General features: G+C 67.2%; 11 protein-coding genes. 6 read left to right on the forward strand and 5 right to left on the reverse strand.

Features of this window, described 5'->3' with window-relative positions:
• Positions 1-163: 163 nt before the first annotated feature.
• Complete coding sequence (locus tag AC1DOQ_RS13330) at positions 164-1,714, forward strand: methyl-accepting chemotaxis protein (RefSeq protein WP_477364559.1); 1,551 nt, start codon at positions 164-166, stop codon at positions 1,712-1,714.
• A gap of 85 nt (positions 1,715-1,799) precedes the next feature.
• Here AC1DOQ_RS13330 and AC1DOQ_RS13335 read toward each other — a convergent pair whose 3' ends face one another.
• The gene (locus AC1DOQ_RS13335; protein WP_477364562.1) at positions 1,800-2,624 is read right to left on the reverse strand and encodes a glycosyltransferase family 2 protein; all 825 of its coding nucleotides are present in this window, start codon (positions 2,622-2,624) and stop codon (positions 1,800-1,802) included.
• Positions 2,625-2,679: 55 nt separating this feature from the next.
• Between AC1DOQ_RS13335 and AC1DOQ_RS13340 the strand changes: the two genes are divergently transcribed.
• The 3 genes from AC1DOQ_RS13340 (at position 2,680) to waaF (ending at position 6,678) form a co-directional block, all read left to right on the forward strand.
• Entirely contained in the window at positions 2,680-3,921 is a 1,242-nt protein-coding gene (locus tag AC1DOQ_RS13340) for an O-antigen ligase family protein (protein ID WP_477364565.1), read from the forward strand.
• Between the two features lie 73 nt (positions 3,922-3,994).
• Positions 3,995-5,644 carry a lipid A export permease/ATP-binding protein MsbA gene (msbA, locus tag AC1DOQ_RS13345; RefSeq protein WP_477364982.1) on the forward strand — a complete coding sequence of 550 codons (1,650 nt, stop codon included), beginning with the start codon at positions 3,995-3,997 and terminating at the stop codon, positions 5,642-5,644.
• Complete coding sequence (gene waaF, locus AC1DOQ_RS13350; RefSeq protein WP_477364568.1) at positions 5,641-6,678, forward strand: lipopolysaccharide heptosyltransferase II; 1,038 nt, start codon at positions 5,641-5,643, stop codon at positions 6,676-6,678. Before msbA ends, waaF begins: the two co-directional genes overlap by 4 nt.
• Positions 6,679-6,904: 226 nt before the next feature.
• Here the strand turns inward: waaF and AC1DOQ_RS13355 are convergent, their stop codons facing one another.
• Positions 6,905-7,849 (reverse strand): VirK/YbjX family protein, encoded by a 945-nt coding sequence (locus AC1DOQ_RS13355; RefSeq protein ID WP_477364571.1) that lies wholly within the window; start codon positions 7,847-7,849, stop codon positions 6,905-6,907.
• Positions 7,850-8,061: 212 nt separating this feature from the next.
• A complete protein-coding gene (locus AC1DOQ_RS13360; protein WP_477364574.1) occupies positions 8,062-10,314 on the reverse strand; it encodes a family 1 glycosylhydrolase in 2,253 nt (750 codons plus the stop codon).
• Between the two features lie 191 nt (positions 10,315-10,505).
• On the opposite strand from AC1DOQ_RS13360, the gene AC1DOQ_RS13365 reads away from it, so the two are divergent.
• Positions 10,506-10,742 (forward strand): hypothetical protein, encoded by a 237-nt coding sequence (locus tag AC1DOQ_RS13365; RefSeq protein WP_477364577.1) that lies wholly within the window; start codon positions 10,506-10,508, stop codon positions 10,740-10,742.
• Here the strand turns inward: AC1DOQ_RS13365 and AC1DOQ_RS13370 are convergent.
• Complete coding sequence (locus AC1DOQ_RS13370) at positions 10,739-12,253, reverse strand: class I adenylate-forming enzyme family protein (protein WP_477364580.1); 1,515 nt, start codon at positions 12,251-12,253, stop codon at positions 10,739-10,741. The two genes, AC1DOQ_RS13365 and AC1DOQ_RS13370, sit on opposite strands and share 4 nt — an antisense overlap.
• Entirely contained in the window at positions 12,250-13,362 is a 1,113-nt protein-coding gene (locus AC1DOQ_RS13375) for a substrate-binding domain-containing protein (RefSeq protein ID WP_477364583.1), read from the reverse strand. The genes AC1DOQ_RS13370 and AC1DOQ_RS13375 overlap by 4 nt, the downstream gene beginning before the upstream one ends.
• Before the next feature lie 130 nt (positions 13,363-13,492).
• Between AC1DOQ_RS13375 and AC1DOQ_RS13380 the strand changes: the two genes are divergently transcribed.
• The gene (locus AC1DOQ_RS13380) at positions 13,493-15,187 is read left to right on the forward strand and encodes an OFA family MFS transporter (RefSeq protein ID WP_477364585.1); all 1,695 of its coding nucleotides are present in this window, start codon (positions 13,493-13,495) and stop codon (positions 15,185-15,187) included.
• The last annotated feature ends 130 nt before the right edge of the window (positions 15,188-15,317 follow it).

Genomic DNA, 15,317 nt, shown 5'->3' on the forward strand with positions numbered 1-15,317 from the left:
CCCACCCTACACGTGGTTCGTAGGGTGGGCACCCCGTGCCCACGCACGACAATGTTCAGTTTAGATATTGAACACAAAAATATTCTGCGTATTTAATTTCTTGCCATCGAGTTTCAAGACGGTTTTGGCGATAGTGTCTCAGGGCAACTTATCGCATCGTCACATGAAACTCTCCTTCCGACAGAAACTCTTCCTCCCTCTGCTGCTGAGTCTGCTCTGCCTGCTCGCGGTATTCGTCCTCGACTCCCTGCACAACCGCGAAGTCCGCCTCGACGAGCGCAAGACCCAGCTCGCCGATGCCGGCCAGATGGCGGCGTCGATCGCCAGGGAATACGGCGCGCTGGCCGCCAGCCATGCGCTGACGATTGAGGAAGCGAAGAAGCAGGCGCTGGCCCGCATCAAGGCGCTGCGCTACGGCGAGACCGGCTACCTGGTCGTGTTCGACGGCGAGCAGGTGCTGATGCATCCGATCAAGGCCGAGATGGTCGGCTCGAAGATCAGCGCCACCCGCGATCCGGAAGGCCGCCAGGTCTACCTGGACGCCATCGCCGCCACGCAGGCGTCGAAGGACGGCAGCGGCTTCACCAGCTACCTGTGGGCCAAGCCGGGCTCGCAGAAGCCGGTGCCCAAGCTGACCTACACCCTGGCCTATCGACCCTGGGGCTGGAACATCATGACCGGCCTCTACGTCGACGACCTCGACCAGGCCTTCTACCGGAAGCTGGGCGAATCGGCGATCTGGCTGGCGGTGATCGGCGCGCTTCTCTCCGTGGTGGTGGTGCTCCTGACCCGCAAGATCGAAGCCTCGCTGGGCGGCGATCCGGGCTATGCGGTCGAGGTGGCGCAGCGCATCGCAGGCGGCGACCTCGGCGCGGAAGTGATCGTGCGCGAAGGCGACCGCGACAGCCTGATGGCGGCCATGAAAGCCATGCGCGACGCCCTGGCCGGCATCGTGGCCCAGGTGCGCAGCGGCACCGACCTGATCGCGACGGCTTCGAGCCAGATCGCCAGCGGCAACCTGGACCTGTCGAGCCGCACCGAGGAGCAGGCCAGCTCGCTGGAAGAGACCGCGGCCTCGATGGAAGAGCTGACCAGCACCGTCAAACAGAGCGCCGAGAACGCGCGCCAGGCCAGCCAGCTGGCCGAATCGGCCGCCGGTGTGGCCGACCGCGGCGGCGAGGTGGTGGCGCGCGTGGTCGACACCATGGAAGCGATCAAGGCCTCGTCCAACAAGATCGTCGACATCATCGGCGTCATCGACGGCATCGCTTTCCAGACCAATATCCTGGCACTGAACGCGGCGGTCGAGGCGGCGCGCGCGGGCGAGCAGGGCAGGGGCTTCGCGGTGGTGGCGGGCGAGGTGCGCAACCTGGCCCAGCGCTCGGCCCAGGCGGCGAAGGAGATCAAGGAACTGATCGGCGACTCGGTCGAGAAGGTCGGCGACGGCGCGGCGCTGGTGCTGGATGCCGGCGCCACGATGCAGGAGATTGTCGCCAGCGTGAACCGCGTCAGCAGCATGATCGGCGCGATCAGCAGCGCCACCCGGGAGCAGGGCACGGGCATCGAGCACATCAACCAGGCGATCGCCCAGATGGACCAGGTGACCCAGCAGAACGCCTCGCTGGTGGAAGAAGCAGCGGCGGCGTCGGAAGCGATGCAGGAGCAGGCGGCGAAGCTGGCGCAGACGGTCAGTGTGTTCCGGGTGGCTGCCTAAACACCCCGAAAATTGCCGTCGTTCCCGCAAACTGCCGTCGTCCCCGCGAAGGCGGGGACCAAATAATTAGTCGCGGGACGACGGTTCAAGCCGCGTGTTCGCGTAATCCTGTCGTGGCCTGCGTCACCCTGGCCGCCGCCCGCTCCAGCACCACCTTCCGGTTGCTGGACTCCTGATCCCGCTGCGCCTCGCGGTGCCACAGGTGGAACACCTCGGTGGCGAAGGCGCCGTCCTTCCGCTTCACGCCGGCGTGGAACAGGCGCACCACGAGATCCGAATCCTCGTGGCCCCATCCCGTAAAACTCTCGTCGAAGCCGTTCACGCGTTCCAGGTCGCTGCGCCAGACCGCCAGGTTGCAGCTCTTGATGCGCCGCCAGGAGAAGCTGTTGCGCACGCGCCCCAGGTCGGGCCAGCGCAGGCCCAGCTGCAATGTCTTGTTCAGGTCGCCGCGCAGGCGCCAGGCCATGCGGGTGGCGAGGCCGGTGTCCGGAATCGCGATCCCTTCGTTCAATACCCGCCGCGTCAGGCGCTCGCTCATCAGGATGCGGCTGCCGGAGACCAGGCAGCCCGGTTCGGACAGGGCCCGGTGGCGCGCGATGAAGTCGCGCTGCGGGATGCAGTCGCCGTCCAGGAAAATGATGTATTCACCTTGTGCGGCGAGGGTGCCGCGGTTGCGCGCCATCGCCGCGCGGAAGCCCTCGTCGGGCTGCCAGACGTGGCGAACCGGCATCGGTGCCTCCGCCGCGAGTTGTTGCACAAGGTTACGCGTGTTGGCAGTCGAGCCATCATCAGCGATAATGATTTCGAAATTCTTGTCGTTCTGCATGAAACATGCCCGCACCACCGCGGCCAGAGCATCCGGCCGGTTGTAGGTGGTGATCACGACCGAGATTGTCTGTGCGTGCCGCATATGGTCCGATGTACACTGCTGTATTCAGGGGCAAGAGTATCCCACAAGAACATCAATGAACAGTAATTCGACGAATCCAAGGGATCCGGTGCAGCTCTGGACCGGTTCCCTTGCCTTCCTGTTTCCGTTTCTAAGCCTCGTCACCCTGTTCGGCGTCAGTCTTGGTAGTTTCCTGTTCCTGATCACCGCTTTGATCTCGTTCAAGCCTTGCCGTGACGCGCTGGCGCGCCATTGGCCGCAGGTGCGCTGGGTCGTGCTAGCCTTTCTGCTGCACTTCTTGTTCGTGCTGGGCTGTGCCTTGGTGCGCGGAGCAAATATGAACACGGTGGAAAAGCCGGCGCGCATGTTCTTTGCGGTCAGCGCGCTGGCGGCAGTGCTGGCGCTGCGGCCGCCGCGCCGCATGCTGTGGTGGGGCGTGATCGCCGGCGCGATGGCGGCCTTGCCCTTCGTGGCCTGGCAGCGGCTGGTGCTGGGAATCGACCGCCCGGGCGGCCTGATCAATGCGATCACCTTCGGCGACCTGGCGCTGCTGCTGGCGTTGCTGTCGGTGACGGCCGCAATCGACATGCGCGACGCGCCGCGCCAGTCCAGGCTGGCGGCCTTCGGCGCCCTGGCCGGGCTGGCGTCCTCGCTGCTGACCGGCAGCCGCGGCGGCTGGCTGGCGCTGGCGCTGGCGGCGCTGCTGTTCCTGCGCCATGCGCGGATGCTGGGCGGCGGCCGGGTGCGGGCCCTGCTGGCAGTCGGCGCGGCGGTGGTGCTGGTGTCCTGGTTCGTGCCGGCCAGCGGCATGCAGGCGCGCTTCGACGAAGGCGTGAGCGACGTCCGCACCTGGGTCGACGGCGGCAACGTCTTTACCCGGGTCGGCACCCGGCTCGAGCTGTGGAAGGGCGCTTCCATGCTGATCGCCGAACATCCGCTGCTGGGGATGGATTTCCAGGCCTGCCGCGCGCGCCTGGCCGAGTATGCCGACGAAGGCAGGCTCGACCCGGTGGTATTGTCGCTGCCGCACCTGCATAATGACGGATTGCAGGAATTGGTGACCGGCGGCGTGGTCGGCTTCGCGCTGTGGCTGGCGACGATGGCGGCGCCGCTGCTGTTCTTCGCGGGCCAGCTGCGCGGCGCGCCCGGCGGTCCGCAGGCGGCGGTCGCGCTGGCCGGCGTATTGGTAGTGACCAGCTACGTGAGCTTCGGCCTGACCGAAGTGATCTTCTGGTCGGTGAAAGGCAGCCTGTTTTACGCGCTCATGGTGTTCCTGCTCATGGGCTTCTGCCTGAATGCGAAAGAGAAAATTGGATAACAGTGTCATCATCAAGCGCCTCTGGGCGATCGTCAAACCATACCGCTCGCGCGCCTTTGGCTCGCTGCTGGCGATGGCGTTGACCGCCGCCACCCAGCCCCTGCTGGGCAAGGCGCTCGAGCTGCTGATGGACAAGGGGTTCAAGAACAAGGTCGACTTCAGCCTGTGGTGGATTCCCGGCGTGCTGGTCTCGATCTTCGTCCTGCGCGGCATCGGCACCTTCGCCACCGCCTATTACAACAACTGGGTGCTGAGCCGCGTGCTGAACGACCTGCGCGCCCAGGCCTTCGAAAGACTGCTGCGCCTGCCGGTGGCGCGCTTCCACGAAGAGTCGACCGGCAAGGTGATCAACACCGTCGTCAACGACGTGCGCCAGGTGATCGACATGATCCAGTCGGTGTTCGTGGCGTTTGTCCGCGACACCCTGGTGGTGATCGGCCTGCTGGCGGCGCTGCTCTACCTGAACTGGAAGCTGACCCTGGTGGCGCTGGTCGTGGTGCCGCTGACCGCCGTGATCGTGCGCACCACCAGCAAGCGCCTGCGCCACCTGAACCGCGAAAACCAGCGCGTCACCGGCGAGATGACCCAGGTGGTCGACGAAGCCGCGCGCGGCCACCAGGTGATCCGCGTCTTCTCCGGCGAGCGCTACGAAAGCCGCCGCTTCTACCGGCGCAGCGAAGCCCTGCGCGGCTTCTCGCAGCGCATGACGGTGGCCTTCGCCGCCACCACCCCGGTGACCCAGATCGCGACCTCGCTGGCGCTGTCGCTGGTGGTGGTGCTGGCCCTGCGCGCCAACATGACGGTGGGCGAGTTCACCAACTTCGTGACCATGATGCTGATGCTGCTGACGCCGCTGAAGGCGCTGGCCGAGGTCAACGGTCCGATGCAGCGCGGGATCGCCGCCGCCGAAACCGTGTTCGAACTGATCGACGCGCCGGTCGAGCACGACCCGGGCACGCAGGTGCTGGGCCGCGCATTGGGCAATGTGCGCTTCGAGCGCGTGGGATTCCACTATCCGAACGTCCAGGCGCAGGCGCTGGACGGCGTGTCGCTGGACGTGAAGGCCGGCCAGACCGTGGCCCTGGTCGGCATGTCGGGCGGCGGCAAGTCCACCTTCGTCAACCTGGTGGCGCGCTTCTACGAACCGCAGTCGGGCCGCATCCTGCTTGACGGCATCCCCTACCAGGACATCACCCTGCCCAGCCTGCGCGCCCAGCTCGCGCTGGTCGGCCAGAACGTGGTGCTGTTCGACGACACCCTGAAGGCGAATATCGCCTACGGCGCCGAGCAGGTCGACTATGCGCGGCTGGCGGCGGCGATCAAGGCGGCCCACCTCGACGACGTGGTGGCGCGCCTGCCGGACGGCGTCGAGACCATGATCGGCGAGAACGGCATGCGCCTGTCCGGCGGCCAGCGCCAGCGCGTGGCGATCGCGCGCGCCATCTACAAGGATGCGCCGATCCTGATCCTCGACGAGGCGACCTCGGCGCTCGACAACGAATCCGAACGCGCCGTGCAGGCCGCGCTCGACACCCTGATGGCCGGCCGCACCACCTTCGTGGTCGCGCACCGCCTGTCGACCATCGAGCGCGCCGACTTGATCGTGGTGATGGAGCAGGGCCGCATCGTCGAGCAGGGCACCCACGACGAGCTGCTGGCGCTGGGCCGCGCCTACGCCAACCTGTACCGGCTGCAGTTCACGACCCCGGCGGAAGCGACATGAACGGCCAGGAGCGTACCCTCGTCATCTCGCCGAACTGGATCGGCGACGCCGTGATGGCCCAGCCCCTGCTGCGCCTGCTCAAGCAGGCCCACCCGGAGCGTCCGATCGACGTGCTGGCGCCGCCCCAGGTGGTGCCGGTATGGCGCCGCATCCAGGAAGCCGACCAGGTCATGGAAACGCCGTTCCGGCACCGCGCCCTGCAGCTGGGCGAGCGCCTGAAGACGGCCAGGCAGCTGCGCCAGCGCGGCTACCGCGACGCCTATGTGCTGCCGAACACGCTGAAATATGCGCTGATCCCCTGGCTCGCGCGGATTCCGCAGCGGGTCGGCTACAAGGGAGAGATGCGCTACGGGATGGTCAACGTGATGCACCACGACGACAGCCCGCCGCGCTCGATGGTGCCGTTCTATGCGGCGCTGGCGCGCGAGCCCGAGCTGCCGCTGCCGGGCCAGCTGGCGCGGCCCTCGCTGATCGTGGCCGGCGAAGAAACCGAAACCGTCGCCCGGCGCCTCGGCATCGACCTGCAGCGCCCGCTGGTGGCCTTCGCCCCCGGCGCGGAATTCGGCATCGCCAAGCGCTGGCCGCCGGCCCACTACGGCGAGCTGGCGGCGCGCGTGGCGGACATGGTGCCGGACGTGCAGGTGGCGCTGCTCGGATCGCCGAACGACCAGGAAGCCTGCGACCAGGTCCAGGCCAGGGCCGGTGCGGCTTCCAGCGTCATCCTCAACCTGGCCGGCCAGACCTCGCTGGACGACGCCATCGCCCTGCTGGCGCAGGCGCGCGCGGTGGTCTCCAACGACTCGGGCCTGCTGCACATCGCCTCGGCCCTGAACCGTCCGGTAGTGGCGCTGTACGGCTCCACCGACCCGGAATACGCGCCGCCGCTGTCGGAAATCGCACGCACCGTCTCCCTGCGCCTGGAATGCTCGCCCTGCCGCAAGCGCGAATGCCCGCTGGGGCATCACGACTGCATGAACAAGATGAGCGTGGACCGCGTCTGGAACGAACTCGCCCCCATCCTGGCCCGCACCTGAAAAATTCGGGTTAATTCGGGGTCAGAGCACTTTTTTAATTCGGGGTCAGAGCACTTTTTTTGGCAAAAGCCTTCAGGCAATCACCAAGGACTGGCTTTGCAGACCGCAGCGCCGGCATCGCCCGGCAGGGAGCGCTCAACCCTTGGGTCGGGCCGAAGGGTTTATCGAGGGTCATTGCTCAAAAAAGTGCTCTGACCCCGAATTTATGACCCCCAATTTAAGATGGTCAGCTGCGGGCGCGCAGGGTGAGGCAGACGCCTTCGGCGAGGCTGCATAGCAGCTCGTGGCGCTTTCTTGCTTCGGAGCGCTTTTTCGATGGGATGTTTTCCAGGTCCGGCGCCGCGATCGGGGCGCAGTCCAGTTCGTAGTCGCCGCTGGCGTTCCTGACGGCGCCCATTTCTTCCCACAGCAGGTCGTAATCCGCCAGCACGCGGCCGAGGCGGATCGCCGTGTAGATCACGCGATTACGGTTCGAGACCAGGTGCAGGCACTCGCAGCCGTATTCGAAGCCGAGCTGGCGCACCAGGCTCACCATCAGCTGCTTGGGGCGGATGCCGTGCAGGTCGCGGGTGGCCAGGCGGATCGCTTCGCGGGCGTCGTCCGTCTTGCCGCCCTGGACGCAGCCGATGCTGATGGCCGGACGGCCGGCGCGCGGGGCGATCGTGAAGGCCACCGAGTAGATCACCTTGCCGTCCTGGGCCAGTTGCATGACCAGCTCGCCTTCGCGGTCGAACATGTTCACCGTGCGCAGCTGGATCTCGTAGGGCAGGCCGCTCTTGCCTTCGGCTGCCGCCAGCACCACTGGCCCGATGCTGGCGCGCGCCACCGTCTGGCCGAGGGCGAGGCGGAAGATGAACTGGTAGTGGGCCTGGATCGCCGCCAGCCTCTCCGCGGCCGTCAGCACCCGGCTGTTATACGGGCGGTAGACCTTGTACAGGAAGCGCGGGCAGTTGCGCACGTATTCCGAAAAAGACGGATGGGAATTCAGCAGGCGGAGCCAGGCCGGGGTCTGCAGCGGATGCAGCAGGGCGCGCACGCGGATCTTGATCCGCTCGCGCAGCAGCGGCAGGCCCGACAGGTGGCGGGGAACCGCCGAGTCCAGGGTGACGGATGGCGTGGCGGCGGCGATGAGCCGTTCGGCCCAGCCCCGCTCTTCACGATAAAGCTTCATTCCGGCCTCCCTGCGCTGGCAAGGGAAGAAAAGATCGACAGGACAAGGCAGGCGGACATGGCTGTATACACGAAATCGCGTAAAGTAACGCTATGTAACACAGTGTAACTAAAGAAATTCCAGTGGTAAATACAATGCTATTCGTCAAGCGTATAAACAACAACAGCCGCGCAAAATTGGCGCGGCTGTTGCTTTTTTGTCAGACGAACTGATCAGCTGGCGTAATGCGCCGACTCTTTTTGGCCGACGCTTTCCTGGCCCGGTTCACGTTCGCGCAGATAGCGCCCGAGGGCGTCGCCGAAGGAGGGCAGGATCAGGCCGCGCTCGCTGGTCAGCGCGCTGTGGAGGGGACGCGGCGCCGCCATCCCGAGCTCGGCCGCCGTGCGTACCTCGAGGCCGGACGGATCGATGCCGGCGGCGGCGCAGGCACGCTGGGCCAACTCGGCCCAGCTCATGGCTTCGCCGTTGCTCAGGTGCCAGATGCCGGACTCCTTGTCGATCAGCAGGTCGAGGCAGGCATTCACCAGGTCCGGCACATAGGTCGGCGACATCGTCATGTCCCCGGCCGCCGCGAAAGGCCGGCCCGCGGACAGGGCCGCCAGCGCCTGGGTCACGAAGTTGTGTTCGTCCCACGGACCGAAGAAGGCGCTGGTGCGCACCACCAGCGCCTGCGGATCGGAATCCAGCACGCGGCGCTCGGCCTCGGACTTGCTGCGGCCATAGGCGTTCAGCGGCGCCACCAGGTCGGATTCGACGTAGGGGCGGCCCAGGCTGCCGTCGAACACCAGGTCGCTGGAGAAGGTCAGGAAGCGCACCGCATGGCGGATCGCCGCCAGCGCCAGCACGGTGGGACCGTGGGCGTTCTCGCGCATGCAGCGCTCGAGCTCCTGCTCGGCATCGTCGACCCGCACATAGCCGCTGGCATTGACGATCGCCCAGGGCTTGTAGCGCACGATCGCCGCTTCCACCGAGGCCGGGTCGGCGATGTCCATTTCCTGGCGGCTCAGCACGTGGCAGGCCAGGTTGCGCCGCTCGCAGATGCGGGCGAAGGCGCGGCCCAGGGTGCCGGTGGCGCCGGTGATCAGGATCGGCTGCGGGAAGGTCGAGCGGAAGGCGCCGCGGTCGTTGATGTCGGCCACCGCCGCGCGGGTCGCCACCGGCTTGGTCCAGAAGCGTCCCGGACGGCGCCACCAGCCCTGGCCCTGCAGCACCGGATGCGACAGCGGGCGCCCGGTGGACAGCTCGCGCATCAGGTGCGCCACCGCGGTCTGGCGCGGCTGCGGGCCGCGCACGTCGTAGGGGCCGGGCTCGTAGTAGCCGCGGCATTCGGTCACCAGGCAGTTCCAGTCGAAGGAGCCGAGCAGGGCCCAGACGGTGACGGCGCGGATGTCGGCGCCGCTCTGCTGCGCCTTCTTGGCGGCGTTCCAGATCTCGACCAGCCAGCGCAGCTGGTCTTCGCGGTTGGCGTCGATGTGGGCCTCGGTGATCGCGATCGGCAGGCCGTAGCGCTCCCAGGTCTCCTGCAGCAGCGGGCCGATGCCCGGGGTCGGCGTGGCCAGCACGCGCGGGCATTCCATGTCGGCGTGCGGGATGCCGCGGTACTGGGTCCGGTGGCTTTCCGGATAGCGCTCGACACGGTGGTCGAGCCAGCGTTCGCTGGTGATGTAGTAGTTGACGCCCATGATGTCGGGCGGGCAGGGGTTGTCCCTGAACCACAGCAGTTCTTCGGCGCTCGCCTCGGATTCCAGCAGGTAGTCCCACAGGGCGTGGTTCTCGTCGATCCGGCCGCACAGCATGTCCCAGCCGAGCCAGCGGCGCTCGTTGAAGAAGTTCGCGATCTCCGCCATTTCCGGCGTGCCGTAGGTGCGCGACAGGTCGTCGGTCTGCACCAGTTTCGCGTTCGGATTGACCTTGCGGATCTCGCGCATCGCCAGCACGGTCGCGCGGCACTGATTGATGAGGGCGCGGACGAAGGTCGCTTCGCTGCTGCCGTGCGGGTACCAGACCCCGTTCAGGCCCGAGAAGCGGGCGGTGGTGCAGATCTCGTTGACCGGGGTGTAGTACTCGACCCAGGGGTAGCGCCGGGCCACCGCGCCGGCGTATTCCGCCAGCTTCTCGGCGAAGTCGCTCGAGACCAGGCTGGTGTGGCGTGGACCGCTGCCGTGGTGGACCAGGCCGACGATCGGCGTGACGCCAAGCTGCTGCAGAACGGGCAGGCGTTCGTCCGGCCATGACCAGTCTGCGCTGTCGATGCCGTCGGGCGCCGTGCGCTCCCACAGGACGGGATAGCGGATCGCGCGGATGCCGAGCGAGGCAAAGCGCTCCAGGTCCTGCAGGCGGGCTGCATGGCCGTTGCGTTCCATCTGGGAGAAGTAATTGTCGCGTACGCGATTGACGGTGCATTCGAGGCCGCCCCAGAGCTGGAGTGGCGATGTTGCGGGCTGGATATGGTTGTTCAGATTCATGAGTCTTCCTGCGTTTTTGAACCAAGGTCTAAGCCTAGTCGGCGGACCCATCTTCTTTTGTGGTCCACCGAACATATAGACTCGATTTAGGACAAGTCCTACGTACGGTCGGTGTTGTCCAGGACATTCTGGGGACATATCGGCGATCGTGAAAAAATGCCGTGAAATAGAAGAGGAAGGCGGAGGAAAGCATGTACATGGTGTATTGGACCACCATCGAGAACGAGGCCGGCGTGCCGCACGCACAAGCCTTCGGCACCAGCGACATGGTGCCGGCGATGAAGTTCATGGAAGAGCTGCGCGCCCGCCAGCGCGCGGGCGAGGCGGTGCGCTTCATCACCATGTGCTCGGAGCACCCGGACGTGGTCGGGCATCCGGGCGTGGACGTGACCGGACCCGATTACGACTGGAAGAAACGGCGCCGTTAAGCCTGCAATTTGAGCCGGTGCTTGAGCACCTTGCCGCTCGGCGCCGCCGGCAGGCTGTCCATGAAGACGATGTGCGCCGGACGCTTGTAGGGCGCGAGCCGGGCGCCGGCCCAGTCCAGCAGCTCGTCCGCCGCCAGTGCCTTGCCGGCCGCCGGCTGGACGAAGGCCACCACTTCCTCGTTGCCACCCTCCAGTGCGCGCCCGACCACCGCCGACTGCGTCACCGCCGGGTGCGCGTTCAGCACCGTCTCCACCTCCAGCGGATAGACCTTGAAGCCGGAACGGATGATCAGCTCCTTGCTGCGTCCGTCGATGAAGAGGGCGCCGTCCGGCCCCTGGCGCGCCAGGTCGCCGGTGTCGAGCCAGCCGTCCGCGTCCAGCACGGCGGCGGTGCCGGCCGGATCGCGGTAGTAGCCCAGCATCACGTTGGGGCCGCGCACGAACAGCTTGCCGTCGGTCCCGTCGACCCGCACCTCGACGCCGGGGATCGCCTGGCCGACCGAGGTGTCGGCGCGCGGCGCATCCAGGCGGGTCTGGCTGACCGTGGGCGCGGCTTCGGTCAGGCCGTAGCCGTTATGCAGCGGCACGCCCAGCAGGCGCTCGACGTCGCGCTTGAGCGTGGGGTCGAGCGGCGAGCCGCCGGCGTAGGCGAAGCGCAGCCGCGAGGCCAGCGCTGCCGGCCTGCCCTGCGGCCGCGCCCCTTCGGCGGCGCACAGCGCCAGCAGGCGCGCATACATGGCCGGTACGCCCTGCACGATGGTCAGTTCGCCGCCGCGGATCGCCTCCAGCATGGCCTGCGGCGTGAAGCGCGGCACGAGCTGCAGGCAGGCGCCCGCGTAGAGCGTCCCCAGCAGCACCGAGCTCAGGCCGTAGACGTGCGAGACCGGCAGCACGCCATAGGCCAGGTCGGCAGGCACAAGGCCGCGCAGGCGGCTCGAGACGGCCGCCACGAACAGCAGGTTGCGGTGGCTGAGCATCACACCCTTGGGATTGCCGGTGGTGCCGGTGGTGTAGACCAGGGCGGCCAGCGCGGCCGGCGGCGAAGCGGCCGGCTCGGCATTGTCCGCATGCAGGCTGGCCACCAGCCCGCCGTGCGCATCGGCAGCCGCGCCGGCGCGCGCCGCATGGGCGGCGGCATCGGCGGAGACGGCCGCCGTGTACAGCACCACGCGCGCCCCGCAATGGCTGCGGATGGTCTCCAGCTCGGGCGCCGTCATGCGCGCGTTCGCGTTGACGAAGCAGGCGTCCAGGCTGGCGATCGCGAACAGCGCCGCGACCTGGGCCACGCAGTTCTCGCTGACCAGCATCACCCGCTCGCCGGCCTGCACACCCAGCTCGCCCAGCCAGGCGGCGCAGGCATCGATGGCGTTTTCCAGTTCGCGATAGCCGAGCGTGCGGCCGTCTTCGCGCAGGGCCGGCGCGTCCGGCGCCGTCCGCGCATGCCGGCGTACGATGGCGTCGATGCGCGCGGGGAGGGCGGCCAGCAGGGCTTCGACGTCGATGTGCGTCATGTTGCCGCTCCCGCTTCGGACTGGGCCCGGTGCGCGGCGCCGAAGGCTTCCTCGAGCGATTCGATGCTGCCGGTACGGCTGGCGTCGTAGCCGGGCAGGGCGTCGACCAGGCGGTGGTAGCCGGGCTGGCGCAGGATCGCCAGCAGCTGGGCCATCAGGCTATCCTGGAGGGCGTCCAGGTGGACGGCGAAGAAGTAGCGTTCGCGCACCAGCGGGATGAAGCCGAGCTTGAACTGCTCGGCCGCGGTACGCATGCCGACGCCGACGTCGGCCATGCCGCTGGCGATATAGGCGGCGACTGCCGAGTGGGTGAACTCGGCGCTGTTCCAGCCGTTGATCGCTTCGCGGTCGATGTCCTGGCGGTCGAGCATCATCTCGAGCAGGACCCGGGTGCCGGAGCCAGCCTGGCGGTTCACGAAGCGCAGGCCGGGGCGTATCAGGTCGCCCAGGCCGGCGATGCCGAGCGGATTGTCGGGCGCGACCAGCAGGCCTTGCTGGCGTCCGCACAGGTGGACCAGGCAGTGGCGGTCCGGATCCAGCCAGCGCAGGTAGCGGCGCGCCGTCGCTTCTTCGAACTCGCCTTCCGGGACGTGAAAGCCGGCCAGGTCGCACTCGCGCCGCGCCAGCGCGGCCACCGCATCGAGGCTGGTGCGGTAGCGCAGCTCGACCGGCAGTTCGAGCTTGTCCAGGTAGCCGGTGAGGGAGGCCACCGCGAAGCCGTGGCTGGCGTCGATGCGCACCGAGTGCATGCCGATGCCGCGCATGCGCAGCTTGCCCAGCTCGGTCTCGAGTTCGGAGGCCAGGCTGTCCAGCGTCGGCGACAGGCGCGCGGCGATGCGGCGGTCGGCCCACACCAGCTTTTGCGCGAGCAGGGTCAGGCGGGTGCCGCGTCCGCGCCCGGTTTCGAGCAGGGGTTCGCCGAACAGTTCCTCGGCTTCGCGCAGCACGCCCCAGGCATAGCGGTAGGACAGGCCGGCCGCCTTGGCCGCCGCGGCGATCGAACCCTGCTCCTGGATCGCCAGCAGCAGCGCCAGCAGGGTTGCCGTGTCGAGCGGCGCGTCATTGTTGAAACTGATTTCCCAGTGCGGGCGGATATGGACCTTGAGCATGGCTTATATGCTAAATAAAGCCTATTTCTGGCAGAAAGAGGCCGTGATACGCTCGGCGTTGCAGTAAGAGTAAGCCAGAAGTATATGCTTTTTAAAACATATTAGTTCGAATAAAAAATACGGAGGAGACATGGCATTACTGGATAAGCTGGACAAGGAGCACACCATCGCCAGACCCGGCTTCAACCGCTGGCTGGTACCGCCGGCGGCATTGGCGATCCACCTGTGCATCGGCATGGCGTATGGGTTCTCGGTGTTCTGGCTGCCGCTGTCGAAAGCCATCGGCATCAAGGAATCGCTGGCCTGTCCGGCCGACATGAGCTTCTTCGCCGAGATCACATCCACCACCTGCGACTGGAAGATCTCGATGCTGGGCTGGATGTTCTCGCTGTTCTTCCTGTTCCTGGGCCTGTCCACCGCGCTGTTCGGCGGCTGGCTCGAACACGCGGGCCCGCGCAAGGCCGGCGTGGTCTCGGCCCTGTGCTGGTGCGGCGGCCTGGTGATATCAAGCCTGGGCATCTACAAGCACCAGATCTGGCTGATGTGGCTGGGTTCGGGCGTCATCGGCGGCATCGGCCTCGGTCTCGGCTATATCTCGCCGGTCTCCACCCTGATCAAATGGTTCCCGGACCGCCGCGGCATGGCGACCGGCATGGCCATCATGGGCTTCGGCGGCGGCGCCATGATCGGCGCGCCGCTGGCCGACAAGCTGATGAAGCACTTCGCCACCCCGACCTCGGTGGGCGTGTGGGAAACCTTCCTGGCCCTGGCCGCGATCTATTTCGTGTTCATGATGGTGGGCGCGCTGTCCTACCGCGTGCCGGCCAACGGCTGGAAGCCGGAAGGCTGGACCGCCCCCGCCAAGAGCGGCAAGACCCTGATCACCAACCGCCACGTGCACGTGAAGCGCGCCTGGACCACCCCGCAGTTCTGGCTGGTGTGGCTGGTGCTGTTCCTGAACGTCTCGGCCGGCATCGGCATCCTGGCGATGGCGYCGCCGCTGCTGCAGGAAGTGTTCGGCGGCCGCCTGATCGGCGTAACCGCCGCCTTCAACGAACTGGATACCGCGCAGAAGGCGCAGATCGCCACCATCGCCGCCGGCTTCACCGGCCTGCTGTCGCTGTTTAACATCGGCGGCCGCTTCGCCTGGGCCACCTGCTCCGACTTCATCGGCCGCAAGATGACCTACTTCGTGTTCCTGGTGCTGGGCTTCGTGCTGTACGCGGCGATCCCGTCGTTCGCGCATGGCGGCCACCTGGGCCTGTTCGTGCTGTCCTTCTGCATCATCCTGTCGATGTACGGCGGCGGCTTCTCGACCGTGCCGGCCTACCTGGCCGACCTGTTCGGCACCCAGATGGTGGGCGCGATCCACGGCGGCCTGCTGACCGCCTGGGCGGCCGCCGGCCTGCTCGGCCCGAACCTGGTCAACTACATCCGCGAATCCCAGATCGCCCACGGCGTCGCCAAGGCCCAGGCCTACGACACCGCGATGTACGCGATGGCCGCCTTGCTGGTGCTGGGCTTCATCTGCAACCTGCTGGTGCGTCCGGTGGCCGACAAGTACTTCATGAGCGACGAGGAGCTGGCGCAAGAGAAGCGCAACGCCCATGAGCGCGATGTCGCCGCATCGAGCGGCAGCCGCGCCGCCGCTGCCGCCGGCGGCGACAGCGTGGTGGCAGGCGCGTCCGGTACCGCCGCCATCGCCGCAACCCCGGTCGCCGCGGGCGGCGCCCTGGTGACGCTGCTGGCCTGGGCCGCCGTCGGCATTCCGCTGGCGATCGGCATGTGGATCACGCTGCAGAAGGCGATCATTCTCTTCAAGTAGGGTGGGCGGTCCTCCGCCCACGCGTGACGCTTGCTTTATGTTGGCCGTCACGCGTGGGCACGGAGTGCCCACCCTACGACACCGAATGCCGGCAAATCGATCGAACTACGTAACGCGCATTACAGGAATA

The organism is Massilia sp. 01N417 (genome assembly GCF_056399645.1).

Excerpts from the sequence above, each read along its gene's own strand:
- waaF (WP_477364568.1), top strand. The coding sequence starts at position 5,641 with ATGAACGGCCAGGAGCGTACCCTCGTCATCTCGCCGAACTGGATCGGC.
- AC1DOQ_RS13375 (WP_477364583.1), bottom strand. The coding sequence starts at position 13,362 with ATGCTCAAGGTCCATATCCGCCCGCACTGGGAAATCAGTTTCAACAAT.
- AC1DOQ_RS13365 (WP_477364577.1), top strand. The coding sequence starts at position 10,506 with ATGTACATGGTGTATTGGACCACCATCGAGAACGAGGCCGGCGTGCCG.
- AC1DOQ_RS13335 (WP_477364562.1), bottom strand. The coding sequence starts at position 2,624 with ATGCGGCACGCACAGACAATCTCGGTCGTGATCACCACCTACAACCGG.
- AC1DOQ_RS13355 (WP_477364571.1), bottom strand. The coding sequence starts at position 7,849 with ATGAAGCTTTATCGTGAAGAGCGGGGCTGGGCCGAACGGCTCATCGCC.
- AC1DOQ_RS13360 (WP_477364574.1), bottom strand. The coding sequence starts at position 10,314 with ATGAATCTGAACAACCATATCCAGCCCGCAACATCGCCACTCCAGCTC.
- AC1DOQ_RS13370 (WP_477364580.1), bottom strand. The coding sequence starts at position 12,253 with ATGACGCACATCGACGTCGAAGCCCTGCTGGCCGCCCTCCCCGCGCGC.
- msbA (WP_477364982.1), top strand. The coding sequence starts at position 3,995 with ATGGCGTTGACCGCCGCCACCCAGCCCCTGCTGGGCAAGGCGCTCGAG.
- AC1DOQ_RS13330 (WP_477364559.1), top strand. The coding sequence starts at position 164 with ATGAAACTCTCCTTCCGACAGAAACTCTTCCTCCCTCTGCTGCTGAGT.
- AC1DOQ_RS13340 (WP_477364565.1), top strand. The coding sequence starts at position 2,680 with ATGAACAGTAATTCGACGAATCCAAGGGATCCGGTGCAGCTCTGGACC.